The following is an 18,445-nucleotide window of genomic DNA, read 5'->3' on the forward strand; positions in this document are numbered from 1 at the left end:
GCTATAGCAATCGTCCATAGCTATCCGTACGACGCTTTCTTCGGCGGGGACGGTGCCTATATTCAGGCCTTCGGCCAATATCTTTTGAAGTCCGGGCACGAGGTACACGGGTATGTATCCGACATAGCGCGCGGACGAAGGAGCCCAATCTGCAGGAGTGCATATGAAATAGAAGAATATTTTTCGTGGCAGGTTCGTAAAAGCATCAGGTTGGGCCGGAGGACATTTCTATCCACAGAACTGCTTGGCCTCAGAAATCTGGCCGGATCGTTCCTCGGACGGAGAGCCGCACCGGTTCCCCCAGGGACGGAATGTCCCGAGGGAGAAATTCAGTGGGTGCTGGAACGTATCGATGCACTGAGACCGGACGCAGTCATACTGTTCCATGAGGCGGTACATTTCGCTCCCTCTCTCTCTCGCAACGGTCACAGGATTTTCTCGCTCGTTGGCCATCTTCAGCACCGCAGTGGGGCGTCGCACTGGGAGGCTGGAGGAAACCATGGCGCGGGCAAAATCTTGGCTGAGGAGCAGAGACTGTCCCACTCGCTGAACGCGGCGGAGTGCGTCGGTTTCAACAGCAATGATGACGCTTCCTACGCCCGCGACCGACTCGGGGTAAGACACGTGATCCCTCTCGGCATGGGCTTCAGCAATCACGAAAAGCCGCCGGAAAGCAATGAGCCCGTCGTCCTCTTTGTTGGGAATGCCACAGACCCGAATCGTGCCGCGCTCTCGTGGTTCCTGTCGGAGATCTGGCCAGCGGTTCGAACCTTCTGCCCCACGGCAAGGTTTCGGATCGTCGGAACCATTGCCTCCACGCGTGAGGCTACGCCGGAGGCGGACGGCCTCGAGCGTGTGGGGCCGCTCCCGGACCTTGGTCCCGAATATCGACGCGCCCAGCTTGTCGTGGCTCCGCTCGTATCCGGTACTGCCGGCGTCAAGATCAAGGTGGCCGAAGCCATGTCTTACGGCCGCCCCCTCGTGACGACCTCAATAGGGGTGGACGCCGGTGACGCCCATCAACTCGATGAGGGAGCGATCGTCGCTAACGGCGCTGCAGACTTCGCGCAGGCGGTCATCGCGCTGTTGAGCAATACGGAACTCCGGCGTCAGAAATCCGAAGGTACTGCCCGTGTCTTCGCCAATCTCTTTTCTTACGATGCGTGCTATGGCCCGTTCCTGTCCTGGCTCGGCAAGGTAGGCCAGGTGGCTGAAAACAAGCCGCCTTCATAGATGGCGTAGGGAGGCAGGGCCTTCTCGAGCCTTAGTTGGATTGACGGAGCGATGTGACTCGGAGCGGGCAGGCAAAGAACACACGACTGATAGGGTGGCCGGCAGGCCCGCGGCGTCTGGTCCGTGCGGGTCGGTCCATTCGTTCATCGTGCTCTCCTGGAGATCAATCCGCGGACTGGCAGCCGCTTAACTGTCGAACTCCCCGAAATCGCCTTGGAGTGAAGAAGGGCAAGCATGCTTTCCGAGGCATGGCTTTTCGACAGCGTCTGCCTTGGCCAGCTCTCAAGCACGCAACCGCTATGTTGCCGGAGGGTGGCGGGCTGGTGCAAAACTCAATCATAATGTTGGTCCGCTACTCGGCTTCCCTGCCTTTCCTCACTCAATCCCCTTTCTGGCCATCTCGCGATCGGTGTCGTCGGCTACGCACTTGTCGTCGGATCGGGAAAAGCAGGTCCGCGTGTTGGGGGCATCGCGGCCTCCGGGGGAAATCGGCCGTCCACTCGACGACTGCAGATAGGGGGCTGCGTTTTGCACCGCTACTCCTTTAGACGGGGGCCTTCCCTAGCCTTTTAGACGGCATGACCTTCCAACCGGTGTGTCGGACTATCCGTGCCGCATCCAGGCGGCCGCGCCCGGCCTGTTGGGGAAGAAGGGCACGCATGCTTTCTGTAAAACGCGACTCCTTATGAGCACAGGTGAACGCTACGTCCTGCTCGTTACGAATTTTGTCACTGCAGCCGTAGTCTCGCGAATATTGACGCCCGAGGAGATCAGGTCTCGGTGATCGGCATGGCCATCCTGGCGATTGTCATGTCCATTTAGGGAGTTCTCCAGTTCGAACTTCCTCATCCAGCGCGACGAACTGAGCCGCGAGGATATCGGGGGCCTTCATGGTGATATTCATCCTTACGGGAATCATCGCCGCCGTTCTTGTCGCCGTTCCCCTGGCGTGGCGTCGCTTTACGGGGAGCCGAATCTTGTTTCCTACTTACGGGTCATCTCGATCTGCCTTTTCCTCGACGCCTCATTCATCCTGATCAACGCTCTCCTGCGGCGGGAAATCCTTCGGCAAGGTAGCGGCCATCAACATAACAGGGACCACGACGGGTTCCGCGGCAACAATCGCGCTGGCGTTGGCGGGCTTCACCTACATGAGCTTCGCCTGGGGCTGGTTGATCGGCAGCGGTCTTGCCGCAGGCGTCGCCCTCGCCTTGCGACCCCATTTCTGGATGTTCAAGCCGTCCCTGGTCAACTGGCGCGGAATGACCTCGTTCGGTGGATACAACGGCGTTGTCGCCATACTTTACGGCATCTTTGACGCCCTGCCCCTACTCCTGTTGGGGCGCCTCGTGTCACCGCATACGGCAGCCTTGTTCAGCAGAACCCTCTTGATCGGCCAGATACCCGACAAACTGGTCCTCGGAGGTGCCATGACGGTCGTGCTGCCCGCCTTCTCCGCCGAGGTTAGGCAAGGCAGGGATTTGAAGGGCCCGTATCTCGCCGCCCTTTCTCTTGTCACCGCACTCCGCTGGCCCGCTCTCCTCGTGCTTTCGGTTCTGGCTTACCCCGTCGTGGTCGTGCTCAGTCATCAATGGATCGAGGTCGCTCCGCTCGTGCAAGTCGTCGCAGTCGCGCTCCTCTTCTCCTTCAGTTTCGAACTCAATTACCCGGTGATGGTTGCGGTGGATGCGACTTGTTTATCCGCGCACTGATCGTCTTCCCGCTTTCCGGCATTCTCCTGTCCATAGCCGTGATCTTCGGCGGACTGCAGGCGGCCGCCTGGTGCATGCTGGTGACCTTCCTTTCCAGGCATACGTTGCCTTGAGGTTCGTTCGGCGCAGGCTGGGACTGAGACGCAGGGACATCGCTGCAGCGCTATGGAGAAGCGCTGTCGTGGCCATGGCGAGCGCGGCTGCTCCGCTGTCCGTGATCGCTTTGTCAGGCTCCGGCTTCGCCCTTTTGTTCGGGCAGGCATTCGGGGCGGGATTGTTTGCGTTGAGCGGATGGGCAACAGCATTGATTCTTACCCGACATCCGCTCTTTGACGAGATAATGAAGACCATCCCGGTATTCCGGCGAGCCAAGCTCCGCCCGGGTGAATGAGGCTTGCGCATAGGAGAATGTTCTGTCAGCAACTCCTTCGGAAACAAAAGGCTCTGCGATAGTCCTTATTTGTAACGAGAACTATTTGCTGCCGACCTTCTCGGCGGCTCTTTCGGCTGATCACCACACAGCGGCTGATGTGCCGGTCTATATATTCGTGGTCAATTCCGATCCCGGATGGGCCAGCCAGTTCGACCATGCGGTGGCGGGCACCAAGATCAGGATAGAGGCGGCTCATCTATCTCAGCTCGAGGAAGCAACCCGGTTCCACCGCGACAGATATCTCCCCGCGATCGCACTGGCTCGGCTCTGGTTCGACGGGTTGCTCGACCAGGAAATAGACAGATTCTTCTACATCGACGGAGACACGATGGTCGACGGAGAGTTGGACAGCCTCTTGGCTGTGCGGCCTTCCCCCGGAAGGATCATGGCGGCCCCGGATGTAATGCGCATGTTCATGGACGAGAAAAGCCGGGGCAAGAAGCACGAGCTCGCCTACCTGAACGGCTTGGACTGCGATGCAGACAGCTACTTCAATTCGGGTGTGATCTACACGTCGCGCGAGGCTTGGAACAGCATCGTTCCGGAGGCGCTGGAATTCCTATTCGAGCACCCTGAACGCTGCCGCTCGTCAGATCAGAGCGCGCTGAATCACGCCGCCTACGGCCGCGTTGATATGCTGCCGCTCACATACAACTACCAGAGCGAGCACATGATGGTCCTCGACCCGCGTAGGAACGGGTTCGCGCCGGCAATTTGGCACTTCACCGGCGGGCCAAAGCCTTGGGATAGGCCGGGATGGCCTTGGGACGAGTATTTTAACAGATTCCACCGGATGGCAGAGCTGCTGCTCGTAGACTGCGATGTGAAAACGCCGAAGCCGCCTGAGGCTCAGATGCGCGCGGGAATTTCGCATAGGCGGCGGACAAAAAACAGGCTCAACTGGATCTACCCATGGCGCAAGATCACGAGGAAGGCAAAAATCCTGCGACTCTTATCTGCCGGATCCCTTTAATTCCGACTTTTTCCGGAAGGGCCGCTGTTGCGCGTTTGAGCGCCTTCGCTCCGTGGCCGAGCGTGTCTGCTGCGAGAATGTCGTCGGCGCAAAGGTTCATGAAGTAGTCGGCCTCGGCCCTGTCGATGGGTTCGTTGAAGGAGCCGTTGCGCCCAAGGTTTTTCTCGTGGCAAACGACTTCAACCCTCGGGTCCTGTGCCGCAAGACCTTGCCACCCCGATGCTATCGTCCGTCGAAGCGTTGTCGATGATGATCTCCCTGAGGCGTTCGACATCCTGGGACAGCACGCTGCCGACACACTCGGACAGAAAATGCTCGTAGTTGTAGCACGGTATAACGACGTCGAGGCTTGCCAATTGGCTCTCCCGCTAGCCCTTCACTGTTTTCGGCTTCCTGGCTCTGCTTGCCGCAGATTGCCAGCCGGTCAATTGCGGAACTCCCCAAAATCAGCGTCGACCTGTATCATGAGTTCGAGGTATTTCCACGCAATCCATCGCCAGGAATAACTGCTCGCCCTGGCGTATCCCTTGGTGATGAACCGCTCCCGCAACGCTGGGTCGAGCATCAGCAGGCGGACGGTTTCGGCCCACAAATGGACGTCGTCGGGATCGGCATAGAGAGCCGAATCCTCACAGATTTCGGGAAGACACGGCGAGGTCGAGGCCACGACCGGGCAGCCCGACGCCATCGCTTCGACGGCGGGTAGCCCGAAACCCTCGATCCGTGACGGGAACAGGAAGCACAGGGCGCCTTCGAGCGCCTTCTTAAAGTCGTCGTCCCCTATGCGGCCAAGGAGGACGATGTTCCCGGGCATTTCCGGGACGTACCGCAGGACCGTGTTCTCATTGACATCGCCGGGCATCCAGAGATCGAGACCCATCCCATCGAGGAGCGGGGCCAGCTTGGCGAGAAGCCCCATGTTCTTGTATTCTTGGTCCCGCCTTCCAAGACAGAGGACGTACGGCCTGCCGCGGTCCACGGTCAGTGACGATCTTGCTGCATTCCATCTCTTGGCATGGTCGCTGCCGTTGTAAGTGACGACGATGTTTTCCGCTGGCGCGATCCCGAATTTGACAAGATGGCTGCGCGAGAGTTGCGACACCGTCGTAATGCGGGCGGCTCGCCTGCCAAGTGCCGGCAAGATCAGTCGGTGCGCCCACCTGAAACCCCGCCCGTAGCTCGACGGCATGAGCCTAGTGTGCATATCATGGATGCACGCGATCTGGCGCTTCAGCACGATGGGAGCGAGGTTGCAAAAGCTTAGCAATCCTCCGGGCACGTGCCAGGGCAACTGCGCCTGCACCCACAATTGGGGAAGTCGCGGCAAGTTGAATTCGGGAACGACTCGGGTGGAGATGGCGTTGAGGCGGAAAGGTTCGGAAAGCGGACGCGGCACCACGAGATCGATCTCCAGATCGCGACCAAGCGGGTGCCCTTCCGAAATGAGGGCGTCGAGAGCCATGGTCACCTCGCTGGCGTAGCGAGCTATTCCGGTCGGTCTGAGCGTGGTGAAGTCGCCGTTTATCGTCCAACGCCGCCTCGCAGTTTCGCTGTCCGCCCACGTCCTGCCGGGATGCGCGACCAGATATTCGGGATCTTCGGCAAGCGATCTCGCCAGCACTGTGTCGGCGCTGTTTCTGTTCACCTGTTTGGGCCGTCTTGGTGGCCACTTTGTCGTATCGGTTTCGAGATTGCCCATGTCGCTCCCCCGCCCTTTCGGCGTCGCGAGCCAGACTAGCATTCTCGGGGGTGCAAGGGTCCTCAGACGTTTGAGGTAGGCACACTATCCCCCTCGCCTATCTGGATGATTCCCGGTCAGCCCCGATGACCCAATGGCCGTGATGACCGCCCGTCTTCGCGGCTGCACACTGAGGGTTAAAAAGGGGAACGCATGGCACGGCGTTGGACGATAAATGGGCGTTTTCTTTCCCAACCGACGACAGGCGTCCAGCGCTATGCGCGCGAGGTCGTCCGTTCGCTCGACGCTTTGATCGCGGAACAGGAGCCTCTCGCCCGCGGTCTCGAAGTCGGACTGCATTGTCCGCCGGGGTCGGGCGACATCCCCCTCGTTTCCATAGAACGCCGCGAGATCGGCAGCAAGAGGGGGCATGTCTGGGAGCAGGTGCAACTCCCGTCATCGCTAAACGGCAGCGGACTGCTCAGCCTCTGCAACACCGGACCGCTGCTTTCCCACAAGCACATCGTCTGCATTCATGACGCAAACGTCTGGAACGCTCCGCAGAGCTATTCCATCGCCTTTAGAGTAGTTTATAGGAATCTGTTGCCATGGCTCGGCAAGACGGCGTGGGGTATTTCGACGGTTTCCGATTACTCGTTGGGCGAACTGGTCCGCCGCGGCGTCATCCCGGCACAAGGGGCTTTCGTAGCGTCGAACGGCCATGAGCATGCCTTGCGGTGGAGGCCTGAACACTCGGTAGCGACACGACTGGCGGCCTCGCGGGAAACCATCGTTATGATCGGCAGTGCCGCACCCCACAAGAATGTGGAGCTCATCCTGAACATGGCTGACCATCTTGGCGAGGCCGGACTCAGGATCGCGATTGTCGGGATGTCGGATTCTCGTGTTTTTAGATCACCATCAGCCCGGGCCGAAGCCCGAAACATCCACTGGCTCGGGCGCATTTCCGATGGCGAGTTGGCGGCCCTCCTGAGGGACTCGCTGTGTCTAGCTTTCCCCTCCCTTTCAGAGGGCTTCGGCCTCCCGGTCCTCGAGGCGATGGCGGTCGGCTGCCCTGTGGTGGTTTCCGACCGCGCCAGCCTGCCGGAAGTCTGCGGGAGCGCAGCCCTGTTTGCACCTCCCGACGACCCGGAAGCATGGTTCGAAAGCTTCGTGCAGCTTCACGGTTCTCAGGCCTTGCGACTCCAGTTGATAGGCAAGGGCAGGGCGAGAGCCTCGGCATACAGTTGGAGGGCTACCGCCTTACGCTATCTCGAGGTAATGGCTGCTGCTGACGGAATCGATACGGAAACGAAGGTCGTCAGAGCGCGCGAACTTACATGATCTCGTGAAGTGCCTGGACAGCCCCGAGCGATTCCAGGATCGCGCGGTCGAAGTTCTCTTCGGAGAAGCGTCCTGCATTCCTGGTGCAGGCGCTGGGCGTGATGGCATAGCTGTTCTCTTCGAACCATTCGACTGCCTCCTTGAGGTGATCGACAGTTTGAGCCTTGAACAGCACTCCTGTCGGTTCGAGGGATGATCCAAGGCGCTGCACGATGTCTGCCGCCCCGCCGCGGCCGAAGGCAATCAGTGGCGTTCCGCAGGCCTGCGCCTCGGCCAGCGCTATGCCGAAATCCTCGCAGCCCGCAAAGACCATGGCCTTTGCCCGCGCCAAGCTGTCCACATAGTCTTTCCGAGGCAGATAACCCGAGAAGGTGACGTTCGGGCCGGCAAGCGCTCGCAGAGTGGATGATTGCTGCCCTTCGCCAACGATGATTAGCCGCCGCGACGGCATTTCGTTGAAGGCCCGGATGACGAGGTCGGTGCGCTTGTAAGGGGCGAGGAAGGACGCCGAAACGTAGTAGTCGTCCTTGTCCTCCACACAGGGCAGTTCTCCCAGAGAGACAGGCGGGAAAACGACGCGTGCCTGGCGCCCATAAATGTGCTGGATTCGGGAGCGGACGTAGTTCGAATTCGCCAGCATCATATCCGGCCCGTGCGCGGTCCTGGTGTCCCACGTCCTCAGGCGGTGCAGCATGTACCGATAGAGCATTCCCTTGGGACCGAAACCAAGCCGCGCTTGCTGAAGATAAGAAAACTGCTCGTCCCAGGCGTAGCGGACGGGGCTGTGCACATAACAAAGGTGCGGTTGGTCCGGCCTGGTGATCACGCCGCGCGAAAATGCGGCCGACGACGAGATCACCGCGTCGTAACCTGTCACATCGAACTGTTCGATCAGGAAGGGACAAAAGAAGAAGAGAGACCTATAGAATTTGTGCACCATTGGTATGCGGTTGGCTGCGGACGTATGGAATTCTACGTCGCGGAAATATTTCTCCTTTACATCGGCTGGCAAGAAATCGAAAAGCGTGAAGACTTCGGCATTAGGAAACTGCTTGCAAATTTGCGCCAGAACCCGTTCACCTCCCCGGAAATTCGGGCACCAGTCATGAACGACCGCGATCTTCGCGTACCTGTCGACGCCGGGCCCCGGCGCGGCGGGCAACTCCTCGATCGGCACGTTGACCTTGGCCGCGATGGCCAAATCGGAAGAGCGTTCGTGGAGCATGGTTCGCCTAGCCTCAGCAGGCCAGCAGTTTCCATTCCGTGTTATGGCTCCGGCAAGTTGTCCGATCGGTTACAGGTTGATCCGGGTGCATGCCTGCCTAGTACATATGGCTGTGGGGCATTCACCGGCTGTACTCCGAAAGCCTGTGTCCCGAGGTAGGCCAAGCTCCTGCCGTCTCCTTTTATGCAGGCTGTCTCGGTCCTCTCGTCGGCTTACGGTCCGCGGGAACCGAAACGGGATCCAGCATGAGACTCGCCGTAATCATCCCGACTCTTGGCCGCAGCGGACAGGTCGCGCGCCTGCTCAGATATTTGGGTGGCCAGACGAGACTTCCCGACGAGGTCATAGTGTCGGCGCCCGACGCCGCGCATGTCGAGCTGCCGGAAAGCTGTCCTTTCCTTTTGTCGCTCGTTTTCGGGCCGATAGGATCGTCTGCCCAGCGGAACACGGCTCTTGTACCCTCCCTGGAGCGCTTCGATATCATCACATTCTTCGACGACGATTTCGTTCCGTCCGCCGAATACCTGGAGCAGGTCGAGAAGGCTTTCGTTGAAAATAGCGGCTGGGCGGTGGTGACGGGCGCGGTCGTCAGGGACGGGGCCAACAACGCGGGGCTCACCTGGGAAGACGCCGAAGCCGCCCTGCGGGAGGCCGAGGGTAAAAAACAAGACGGACCATCGGTGGTCGACCATCTCGGCGCATACGGATGTAACATGTCCTTCCGTTCCTCGTTTGTGGACGACTTGCGCTTCGACGAACGGCTCGTCCTCTATGGTTGGCAGGAAGACATCGACTTCACCAGCCAGATGAGGTCCCGGGGCCGAGTGGTCTGCGTGACTTCAATCACGGGCGTGCATCTCGGCATCAAGACAGGGCGTGTCAGCGGAGAGCGGTTCGGATACTCCCAGGTTGCGAATGCGATCTACCTGATCAAGAAGGGCACTGTTCCGGCCTCTTTCGCGCTTCCCCTGATGTTCAGGAACATAGCGGCCAACCTCGCAAAGAGCCTGTGGCCCGAGCCGTTTGTCGATCGGAGGGGCAGGCTCAGGGGCAACATGCTTGCGATCCTGCACGTGGCTACAGGACGGATCGAACCCGAATACATCCTGAAAATCTGATGTGAGGAAGACAATGCGAAAATGGCTGGTCAGGGTGGTGGCGGCTTCACACGTGGCCGCGGCCTGCCCCTTGCCGACGGGGGCTGCCGAGTATCTCCTGGGACCGCAGGATAAGGTCAGGCTCAAAATTTACGAGTGGCGCGCATCACGCGATGTGATCTTCGAATGGACGGCTCTCAACGACGATTTCGTTGTCGGCGCCGACGGCACGCTCTTCCTTCCATTTGCGGGCCAGATACGCGCGCAAGGCACCGCCCCCGGCGACCTCGCCCGCGCGATCAGCGACCGCCTGACGCAGCATATGGGCCTCGGCCGCCAGCCGGATGTCGCCGTCGAAATCGTCCAGTACAGACCGTTCTACATAGTCGGCCACGTCGCGCAGCCCGGCGAGTTTCCCTATAGGCCCGGACTGACGGTGCTGCAGGCGGTGGGGATCGCGGGCGGCCTGCGGACACGCGAGGAAGACGTCTTGAGACTCGAGCGTGAAGTGATCGCGGGCCAAGGTGACGTGGGATTGCTGGCGCTGACCAACGTCAGCTTGCTTGCCCGCAAGGCGCGACTGGAATCCGAACTGGCTGGCAGCAACGACATCTCTTTCCCTGCAGAACTGAAGAACAGGGCTTCGAATGGAACGGTCGGATTGACGATGGAGCAGGAGCGCAAGATCTTCGCTGTTCGCAAGGACGCGCTGACGACGCAACTCCGTGCACTTCACGAACTCAGGGAGTTCCTGGAAAACGAACTGGTCTCGCTCGAGAAGCAGCTGACCTTCCACGACAAACGGGTCGAACTCGTCCAGAAGGAGCTTGCGGGCGTTTCGACCCTTGTCGAGAAAGGGCTTGCGGTTGCTCCGCGGGAATTCTCTCTGGCGGGAATGGTCGCCCAGATGCAAAGCGACAGGTTGGCTGCCGAGACCTCGCTCTTGCGGGTCAGGCAGGAGATAAGCAAGACTGACATCGAGATCCTCGACCTCAGCAATCGCCATACCAGCGAGGTCGCCGAGACGTTGAGGGAGACGCAGCTACAGCTCAATGAAGTCGGCAGTAAAGTCGACACCGCAGTACAGTTGCTGCACGAAACCGAGGTCACGGCCCCTGCTCTGCTCGCCCTCAGGGAACGCTCCGAAAGGGCCAAGCCGATCTTCAAGATCGTGAGGACGTCCGACAGCGGCACGGAAGAACTCACGGTTGAGGAAACGACGCCGGTCGAGCCCGGCGATACCGTGAAGATCGAGATCCCACTGCCGCAGTCAGGCTTGGCTGCGCTGCCTGCAGGCGGCAGCTCTCAGGCGGAGCCGATAGCGGTTCTGGGCGCCAACTGATCAAGTTGTATGGTCCAGCGCGGCCTTCGCCTCGTTCGCTCGTTGATCGGTCACCCACAGAATTGACGCGTTGGCGTGAACCGGGGCAGTTGCCATGTACTTTTAGGCACCCTATCAGGGAGCCGCCAAACGTGACAGAAATCACACCCTGACTGAACCTTCCCTGCCGCAAAGAGCCAATTGGTCCCGCGGGATACCAGTGGAGATATCGTGCTCATAAGTGTAGTGGCCGTATCGGCGGTCGGCGTTATGTTGGGAGTGCGGTTCAAGGCTCCCGCCCTTATCGCGGCCACCGGCCTGCTACTGATCGGGAGTTTTGTCTGGAATTCCCTAGGGCTGCCGGGCTACGTGACCGTCGCCAAATTCCTGATCCTGGCATTCGCATTGGCCTGCGCTTATATCGTAGGTCTGTTCCTTTCCGTGCACCGGAGGCGGGACGAACGGTGATCCTTGCGGACTTCAGCAAGCTCTGTCGATGCGAATGACCGCGAACACGGTCCTGAACAGGATCACGACGTCGACCCAGACCGACCAGTTCCGCACGTACTGGCTGTCCAGCGCCACGCGGTTGGCGTAGTCCATGCTGCTTCTTCCGCTCACCTGCCACAGGCCAGTGAGTCCCGGCCGCGTCCGAAGGTATTCCCCCAGGTGGTCGCCGTACCGTTTGAGTTCGTCATTCACGATGGGCCTTGGACCCACACAGCTCATGTCGCCGCGGATGATGTTGAAGAGCTGGGGGAGTTCGTCCAGGCTTGACTTGCGAAGCATCCACCCAAGGAATGTGACGCGAGGATCGTCCCGGATCTTGTGGGTTTCCTCCCATTCCAAGACGACTCCCGGATTGGCTTTGAGATATGCTTTTAGAACTTCTTCCGAATTGGCAACCATCGAGCGGAACTTGTAACAATTGAACGGTTTCCCGCCGAAGCCAACTCGGCTGTGCGAAAACACTGCTGGGCCTCCCGCCGTCACCCTGATCAGCAGGGCGACGACGATCATCACTGGCGCGGCGATCACAAGTGCCATGACCGCTACGACCAGATCCATGATCCGCTTCAGGAGACCTCCCAAGGGAGGCTCCGTCGCTCGTGTACTGGTGGCGGGCGACAGGTCTGTCAACACTGTCCCGGCACTGTCCTGGTCGGGCGCGGGAATAACGGGCAGTGCTATCGTTCTGCTGTCGGTCGCCGACAGTCGAGGTGACTGAACCCAGATCGGGGTTCCCTGATGCGACGGCTTCTCGACGGCATTCGTTGTCATGGGAGGGTCGCTGTTTCGAATTGTTCTCCACACTTTTCCAAGGTCGGAGCTCGTCGGCAAGAAAGGCAAAGGAGGTAGCGTGGCGGTCCTGAACTATCCCCCTAATCCCACGCTAATCCCAAGGAATGATCCCCCCCACGCTTTTGCGACTTTCGAAGGAGAATACCTCGCCATCCGTTCATGCTTTGCGGTGCTTGGCGCGCGCCTTCGTCAGAAGCACGCCAAGGACGGGCGTCCTGCTGGCCTGCAGCGTTCTGACTAGTCCCCGCAACGTTTCGACGTGTACCTTACCCCACTCGGCGAGGATGACCACGCCGTCCAGGACGGATCCGACCATCAGCATGTCGGCTCCCGAGGCAAGTGTCGGCAAGTCGAAGATGACAATGTCGTAGGGGGTAATGTCGCAGGCGGCAAGGTCCGAGAGAAACGCCTCCATATTACGTGGTGCCAGCAGGTTCTTGGCCTGGACGACCGAACTTGGAAGCAGGTCGAACGACCGCCCCGGAGCGCAGACGATGTTGAGCCGGACAGGATCTTGGAACGGTTTGTCCAGGGCGCCCGATGGGCCGAGTAGCCGCTTGGTCATAGCCGGCCGCCAGACGTCGGCGTCGATCACCAATGACTTCAGGCCGGACATCGCGTAAAGGGTGGCAAGATTGCTGGCAACGGAACTCTTCGAACTGTCATTGGATACAGCGGTTAACCCAAGGAATTTGATCGGGTGGTTGGTTTCCGCAAGGCTGATTTCGGTCCTCGCTTTCCTGAGGCTCTGGCTGTATCGGGAGTGCGGATATCTTGCCACTTCGTCGACGTGGCCTGATGCCCTCCTCCTGCTGATGGCCGGTAGTTCTCCGACGCATTCCACACCTAGATTCTCCCGGATGTGTCGGGGCGACCTTACGGTCCAGTCGAGCGTATGCCTTGCTAACGAAACGCCGATACCGAGAATGAACCCGGAAACCGCCGCGAAAGCCAGCATCAGCTTCGGCCTTGGAGCGCTCGGCTGGAGCGGCGCCGTCGCAGCTGTAATCACCCTTGCGTCTGCAACCGGGTACGACTGCTGGCTCACCGAGTTGGTGTATGCCTGCAGGAAGCTTTCATACATCTTCTGGTAGGTTTCGGCAGTTACCTCAAGCTCCTCAAGCGTCGGGACGGCGTTTGCCCCGTCCTCCGCTTCGCCTTCTTCGCCGACGCTGTAATCGTGCCGTGAACGGAACTCCTGCGCTTTCGCCATGGCCCTGTTCATCTGGGTGCGCAATTGGCGAAGGCGCTTCTCCAGCCATGCGCCGCCTTCCCTTGCTGCCTCGGCCTTGGTTTCGATCTGCTCACGCACGAAAGCATCGGCAGTGGCGTTCGCAATCCTGGCTGCGCCTTCGGGATCAAGTGAGGTGAAGGATATGTTGATGGCGTAGGAAACGCCAACTCTGCGGATGTCGAGGCCTTGGCGGAAAATCAACATGGTGCGCCGGGACTTCTGGTAATCGGTCAGCATCACAGGCGTCTCAGGCACGTCCAAGCCAGAAAACTCCCAAAGCGAGGTGAGCCAAGCGCTTTTCTGGAGCTCGAAAGCTTCAACCAGGATCGCTTTTATTTTCCTGATTCTCTCCACCAAAATCGGAACCTGTGGACGGTTGAACTTGGGATCGTCAACGAGTTTCAACCGATCGAGGACCATGACCGCAATCTTTTCCGACTGCATGACTGCGATCTGGCTTTCCACTTGGGCAGTGTCCAATGACAGATTGACTTCGCCCCCCTCCTGCAGGTGTTGCGGCAGTTTCGGCTCGATCAGGATTTGCGTGCTGGCAGTGAAAGCTGGGTCGGTGGTCAAATTGTGAAACCAGGCCACCAAGACAGCTGCGGCCACACAGGCAATGATCGTTCCGAAATAGCGCCTCAGAAATCCGGCTATATCGGCGAGGCTGATAAACTCCTGACTAGCGGAAGGCTGCAAGTCAGTTGTCGAGGCCCATTGGTGGGGGGATATGCGATCCAATCACGTTCTCCAGCACGCGTGCGGAAAAATCCTGCGCGCACGCCGTCTCGACGCAAGCGGTCCATGGCATTCGGCCGATGTTTTCATGAAAGCGAAGGCCCGGCGTTCCCAGAGTGCCGCAAAAGGCTACCCCTGCGCCAGGAAAGGTAAACGCCGCCAATGGGCGTATGGGCCTACGCCCTATGGGAGGAGAGAATGCGCGGCAGGCCTCGTTCTCGATCTGTCGACAAATGATATTGCGGTTCCAACGAGACTCGCCGTCCGCGGTTGATCGCTACATTCCGCGTGAGGTATCGATCTTCGCGCACATACGTTCGGGGTCTCGCCGTTTTCGATCGCCTCCAGTGCGAACGGCGCACAGTCCGTCATCCTTCTTCGCACGGGGGGCGGAGTTCCGCGGATGCCGTTGGATTTCCTTGAATGCCTTCGAGAAGGCGAGCCAAGCGTCAGAAACACCTTTCGCCGACATTCTCGCGGACAAGGAACCCGCGGGCCGCGGCATCTTGCAACGCATCCTTGTCGTCGGCGCCCGAGCAGAGTGCAGCTTCAGGAATACACTACCACGCCTGGACGCGTCATCATTTCGGCCATCGGCATGGATGCTCCCATTGGATGAGGGGGCGCGAACCAGCGTGTTAGGACTACTCGAATTCATGAGGGGGCCTGCGCCCGGCAGCGTGCTAGGGCTGTTCCGCGCCAGGGCGGAGCAAGATGGTGCTGGTCTCCGGCGCGACGTCGCGAGATGTTCGGGGCTCTCGATGCCGAGCGGCGCCGCAATCCAGAGGTCGGAGCCTACAACCAGACATTCTGAGAGGGACTGGACCATGCCGGAGCGGATCGTAAGTTTTGTCATGAGCGGGGGCGTCGGCTCACGGCTGTGGCCGCTCTCGCGCGAAGATAATCCCAAGCAATTCCACAACCTTTCGGGCGACGGCTCCATGCTTGCGAAGACTGTCCGGCGCCTCAAGGCGCGGAGGGACGGCGAGACGCCGATCTACCTGATAGCTTCCGAGCGGCATGCCGACCGTGTTATCTCGGACATCGGTCCGCTTGGCCTAAATGGCGGCAGACCGATTTTCGAACCCGTCGGCCGCAATACCGCCGCGGCGGTGGCCATAGCCACTTTGCACACGATCTCCGGATATGGCGGTGACGCGCTTGTGCTCGTGGTCCCCTCCGACCATCAGATATCGACCGAAACGCAATTCTGGGAAACCGTCGAGGCGGGCATACCCGCCGCCGATTCAGGAAGCATTGTCATTTTCGGCATCAGGCCGACGCATCCCGAAACCGGGTACGGCTACATCGAGGTTACGGCAAATAGTGACGGCGGGGCCGCCGTTTCCGTTTTGCACTTTGTCGAAAAGCCCAATGCCGAGACGGCCCGCAAATATGTGTCTTCGGGAAGATTCTACTGGAACGCCGGCATCTTCCTGTTTCGTGCCGACACGATGCGGAAGGCATTTCTCGACTTCCGGCCGGACATCTGGGACACCGCGGAACGGGCCTATAAAACTGCACGGACCGACGTCTCGGGCATCTACCTGCCCCAGGGCTTCTATTCGGCTGTCCCATCGACGTCGATCGACTACGCAGTCATGGAGCATGCACGCGGTATTGCGATGGTCACGGCTTCCTTCCGCTGGAACGACCTTGGATCGTGGCAATCGCTGCTGGAAGCCAGCCCGACGGACCGCGACGGCAATGTCGTAATCGGCGACGTTGTCGCCCTGGATTGCGGCAACTCCTATCTCCGGAGCCAGGGCAGACTGCTGACAGTCATCGGAATGAAAAATGTGGCGGTGGTGACAACACCGGACGCGGTTTTCGTCGCTCCTGTCAGCCACAGCCAGAATGTCAAGAAAGTCGTCGAACAACTCGAGAAGAGCGGACGACTCGAGACGAAGTTCACGGCGTCGGAAGACCGGGTCATCATCAGCGGGTCATGGCGCAAGCGCGTCGAGCACTGGCTCTTCAACGAAACCCTGCCGCTGTGGTCCACTGCAGGTGTCGACGATGTGTATGGCGGCTTCCACGAGGCTCTCGGTTTCGATGCAAGGCCGCTGGGGAAACGCAAGCGCATGCGCACGATGGCTCGCCAGATTTACGCGTTCGCGGTGGCCAAAGAACGCGGCTGGGTCGGTCCGGCCGACAAGCTCATCGACCACGGCATCGACTTCATCGCGAGACACGGCCGCACCGATCGCGGTGGCTGGGTGCGCACCCTTAATTCCGACGGTAGCGTGGCTGACCCGGCGGAGGACGCCTACGATCATTCCTGCGTTCTCCTGGCGCTTGCCCATGCTCATCGATGCGGCCATCAGGACGCCCTACGGCTGGCACAAGAGACGTTCCATTTCATCGACACCCATCTCGAGGACGATAACCTCAACGGCTTTCTCGAACCCTCCGGCCGGGACGGGGTGCGGTTCTCGAACCCGCATATGCACATGCTGGAATCCTTCCTTGCTTGGCATGGGGTCACCGGCGACCGTGCATATCTCCGTCGGGCGGCACGCATCGTCGATCTCTTTCGGTGCCATTTCTTCGACCAGGAGAGCTGGACGCTTGGGGAACATTTCGATGTCGAGTGGCTACCGTTGCCGGGAGACGAGGGACAGTGGACCGAACCAGGGCACCATTTCGAATGGGCCTCGCTCCTCGTCGATTTCGCGCGGGCGAGCGGGCAGAGAGACTTGGCAGCGTACGCAAGGAAGCTCTATTCGTCGGCGATCGCCAGCGGATTGAACCGGGCCACGGGGCTGGCTTATGCAGCCGTGTCGCGGCAGGGAATGCCCTTCGACCGGCTCTCCCGCAGCTGGCCGCAATGCGAAGCCATCAAGGCGTCCATCGCCCTGGACGGAATTGGCGGGCCCGATCTGAAACCAGAGATCGAAGCTCGTGTCGCCCGCCTCTTCAAATGGCATATCGATCCCGCACCGCTTGGCTTGTGGGTCGACAGGATTGACGAGCGCGGAAGGTCACTGGCGACTGAGGTCCCCGCGAGCATTTTCTACCATCTCGTGACGGCCTTGATGCAGTATCTGGACAAGACCGGAGGACAAGTCGAACCATTCCCGCTACCAGCTTTGGATATGAGCAAGGCCGTTCCGAAGCAGGTTTACGGCTGACCCAACTGTCCGCCATGTGCGAAAACTAGATACCGCGCATGGCGGCGCGACTGGGGTCAGGGAAAACCGCGCCCGACTTCGGCCCAAGGACTGTTAGCCGTCGATTCGGCATGCCGCGGCAAGCGTATACCGGCTTCGTACCGACCGCTCGGACAACCGTCGATGAACGTTTGGAAACAGCCCGTCACGGACTCAGACATGCCTAACAAACGGTTAACCGTCCTCATCGCTGAGCCGGTTGGTAGAGACGAAACCCGCTAGCCGCCCTGAGGTCCCTTCATGGCCCCCCACTGGTTCAACCCTCCGGTCCCCGTCAAGACCGAGCGTCCCGGGATCATCCGCAACGTCAACAATGCCGAGGCAGCCGGCGAGGAGCTGATGAAGTGGACCATCCGTGGCCCTTGGTGGGACCTCGCGGTGCGCGTTTGCATCGCAGTGATTTTCGACGAGATGGAACCTGAGGAGGCCCGCAAGGCATTCCTGGCTGCTGCAAAAGAGGAGGGGACGTTACTCCCCCCAAGGACAACTAGCTAAATTGGATTGCGGTATGAGGTTCTATGTGTCTCTGACCAACACCGCCTTCGCGAAAGGAGCCCGCCGCGGTGAGGGAGAGGCGACGGACCCCCCACAGCGGCTGCACATCCACGAAGAATCGACCGCTGCGAGCTCTAAACCCGCGAGGGCCTACATCGTTCCCTCATCCGCGCCTACGCGAGTTGCGGCTGACTGGGAAGGGACGCCCCGAACATGACAAAGAGAAACAAAGAAGATTATCAGTCCGTCTCCAAAGCAGTTCGGAAACTGATCCGTTCTGAAGACAATCGTCGTCACATGCACAAGCTGTTAAGGCTAGAAGTCGAACCAGAACTGCCGCCGACCCTAGCGTCATTACTCGCGGCTATTGATCGGGCCAAACAGGGGCCGACCGAAGAAGGTGCCTAGCGGGCTGGCTAAACGTTAAACAGAGGCTCGCTCCGTGCTGGTTTCTCTGATCCCCTCTTAGAAAATTCCTACAAACATT

Annotated in this window: 15 protein-coding genes and 2 pseudogenes; 12 read left to right on the forward strand and 5 right to left on the reverse strand. The window is 59.8% G+C overall.

All coding sequences use genetic code 11. The features are described 5' to 3' along the window. Positions 1-336 precede the first annotated feature (336 nt). From NKJ12_RS25350 to NKJ12_RS25370, 5 genes are all read left to right on the forward strand, one after another. The gene (locus NKJ12_RS25350) at positions 337-1,233 is read left to right on the forward strand and encodes a glycosyltransferase (RefSeq protein ID WP_352691193.1); all 897 of its coding nucleotides are present in this window, start codon (positions 337-339) and stop codon (positions 1,231-1,233) included. Between the two features lie 1,088 nt (positions 1,234-2,321). Next, entirely contained in the window at positions 2,322-2,945 is a 624-nt protein-coding gene (locus tag NKJ12_RS25355) for an oligosaccharide flippase family protein (RefSeq protein ID WP_502900474.1), read from the forward strand. Next, positions 2,927-3,058 (forward strand): hypothetical protein, encoded by a 132-nt coding sequence (locus NKJ12_RS25360; protein WP_352705771.1) that lies wholly within the window; start codon positions 2,927-2,929, stop codon positions 3,056-3,058. Before NKJ12_RS25355 ends, NKJ12_RS25360 begins: the two co-directional genes overlap by 19 nt. Positions 3,059-3,126: 68 nt before the next feature. Further along, positions 3,127-3,336, forward strand: coding sequence for a hypothetical protein (locus tag NKJ12_RS25365; RefSeq protein ID WP_352705773.1), 210 nt, complete (start codon positions 3,127-3,129; stop codon positions 3,334-3,336). A 58-nt stretch (positions 3,337-3,394) separates the two neighbouring features. After that, positions 3,395-4,351 carry a glycosyltransferase family 8 protein gene (locus NKJ12_RS25370; protein WP_352705819.1) on the forward strand — a complete coding sequence of 319 codons (957 nt, stop codon included), beginning with the start codon at positions 3,395-3,397 and terminating at the stop codon, positions 4,349-4,351. Here the strand turns inward: NKJ12_RS25370 and NKJ12_RS32310 are convergent. Further along, positions 4,302-4,638: pseudogene (locus NKJ12_RS32310) on the reverse strand (glycosyltransferase family 2 protein). The gene NKJ12_RS25370 and the pseudogene NKJ12_RS32310 sit on opposite strands and share 50 nt — an antisense overlap. A gap of 137 nt (positions 4,639-4,775) precedes the next feature. Beyond that, positions 4,776-6,050 carry a glycosyltransferase family 4 protein gene (locus NKJ12_RS25380; RefSeq protein WP_352705776.1) on the reverse strand — a complete coding sequence of 425 codons (1,275 nt, stop codon included), beginning with the start codon at positions 6,048-6,050 and terminating at the stop codon, positions 4,776-4,778. 288 nt (positions 6,051-6,338) lie between these two features. Between NKJ12_RS25380 and NKJ12_RS25385 the strand changes: the two genes are divergently transcribed. Then, positions 6,339-7,373 carry a glycosyltransferase family 4 protein gene (locus tag NKJ12_RS25385; protein ID WP_352705778.1) on the forward strand — a complete coding sequence of 345 codons (1,035 nt, stop codon included), beginning with the start codon at positions 6,339-6,341 and terminating at the stop codon, positions 7,371-7,373. Here NKJ12_RS25385 and NKJ12_RS25390 read toward each other — a convergent pair. Continuing rightward, on the reverse strand, positions 7,366-8,598 hold the full coding sequence (locus NKJ12_RS25390) for a glycosyltransferase (RefSeq protein WP_502900471.1): 1,233 nt from the start codon (positions 8,596-8,598) through the stop codon (positions 7,366-7,368). The genes NKJ12_RS25385 and NKJ12_RS25390 overlap by 8 nt on opposite strands. A 245-nt stretch (positions 8,599-8,843) precedes the next feature. Between NKJ12_RS25390 and NKJ12_RS25395 the strand changes: the two genes are divergently transcribed. From NKJ12_RS25395 to NKJ12_RS25405, 3 genes and pseudogenes are all read left to right on the forward strand, one after another. Continuing rightward, complete coding sequence (locus NKJ12_RS25395; protein WP_352705783.1) at positions 8,844-9,716, forward strand: glycosyltransferase family 2 protein; 873 nt, start codon at positions 8,844-8,846, stop codon at positions 9,714-9,716. Between the two features lie 13 nt (positions 9,717-9,729). After that, positions 9,730-10,128: pseudogene (locus NKJ12_RS25400) on the forward strand (polysaccharide biosynthesis/export family protein); the annotation flags it as partial. 3 nt (positions 10,129-10,131) lie between these two features. Continuing rightward, positions 10,132-11,037, forward strand: a complete 906-nt coding sequence (locus tag NKJ12_RS25405; RefSeq protein ID WP_352705827.1) for an HlyD family secretion protein — start codon at positions 10,132-10,134, stop codon at positions 11,035-11,037. Positions 11,038-11,496: 459 nt separating this feature from the next. Here the strand turns inward: NKJ12_RS25405 and NKJ12_RS25410 are convergent, their stop codons facing one another. Beyond that, positions 11,497-12,159, reverse strand: a complete 663-nt coding sequence (locus NKJ12_RS25410) for a sugar transferase (protein WP_502896122.1) — start codon at positions 12,157-12,159, stop codon at positions 11,497-11,499. 316 nt (positions 12,160-12,475) lie between these two features. After that, a complete protein-coding gene (locus NKJ12_RS25415; protein WP_352705788.1) occupies positions 12,476-14,293 on the reverse strand; it encodes a GumC family protein in 1,818 nt (605 codons plus the stop codon). Between the two features lie 776 nt (positions 14,294-15,069). On the opposite strand from NKJ12_RS25415, the gene NKJ12_RS25420 reads away from it, so the two are divergent. From NKJ12_RS25420 to NKJ12_RS25430, 3 genes are all read left to right on the forward strand, one after another. Beyond that, positions 15,070-17,424 carry an AGE family epimerase/isomerase gene (locus NKJ12_RS25420; RefSeq protein WP_502905736.1) on the forward strand — a complete coding sequence of 785 codons (2,355 nt, stop codon included), beginning with the start codon at positions 15,070-15,072 and terminating at the stop codon, positions 17,422-17,424. Between the two features lie 279 nt (positions 17,425-17,703). Next, positions 17,704-17,958 carry a DUF982 domain-containing protein gene (locus tag NKJ12_RS25425; RefSeq protein ID WP_352705790.1) on the forward strand — a complete coding sequence of 85 codons (255 nt, stop codon included), beginning with the start codon at positions 17,704-17,706 and terminating at the stop codon, positions 17,956-17,958. 213 nt (positions 17,959-18,171) lie between these two features. Beyond that, positions 18,172-18,366: a hypothetical protein gene (locus NKJ12_RS25430; RefSeq protein WP_352705793.1), complete on the forward strand. Its 195-nt coding sequence runs from the start codon at positions 18,172-18,174 to the stop codon at positions 18,364-18,366. Positions 18,367-18,445: the final 79 nt, after the last annotated feature.

The sequence above is a fragment of the Mesorhizobium sp. M0195 genome, assembly GCF_040322115.1.
In the GTDB taxonomy this organism is placed as follows: Bacteria; Pseudomonadota; Alphaproteobacteria; order Rhizobiales; family Rhizobiaceae; genus Mesorhizobium.

Bases quoted from the DNA above. Each gene is read 5' to 3' on its own strand.
- NKJ12_RS25380 (WP_352705776.1), bottom strand. From the start codon at position 6,050: ATGGGCAATCTCGAAACCGATACGACAAAGTGGCCACCAAGACGGCCC.
- NKJ12_RS25390 (WP_502900471.1), bottom strand. From the start codon at position 8,598: ATGCTCCACGAACGCTCTTCCGATTTGGCCATCGCGGCCAAGGTCAAC.
- NKJ12_RS25395 (WP_352705783.1), top strand. From the start codon at position 8,844: ATGAGACTCGCCGTAATCATCCCGACTCTTGGCCGCAGCGGACAGGTC.
- NKJ12_RS25425 (WP_352705790.1), top strand. From the start codon at position 17,704: ATGGCCCCCCACTGGTTCAACCCTCCGGTCCCCGTCAAGACCGAGCGT.
- NKJ12_RS25430 (WP_352705793.1), top strand. From the start codon at position 18,172: ATGACAAAGAGAAACAAAGAAGATTATCAGTCCGTCTCCAAAGCAGTT.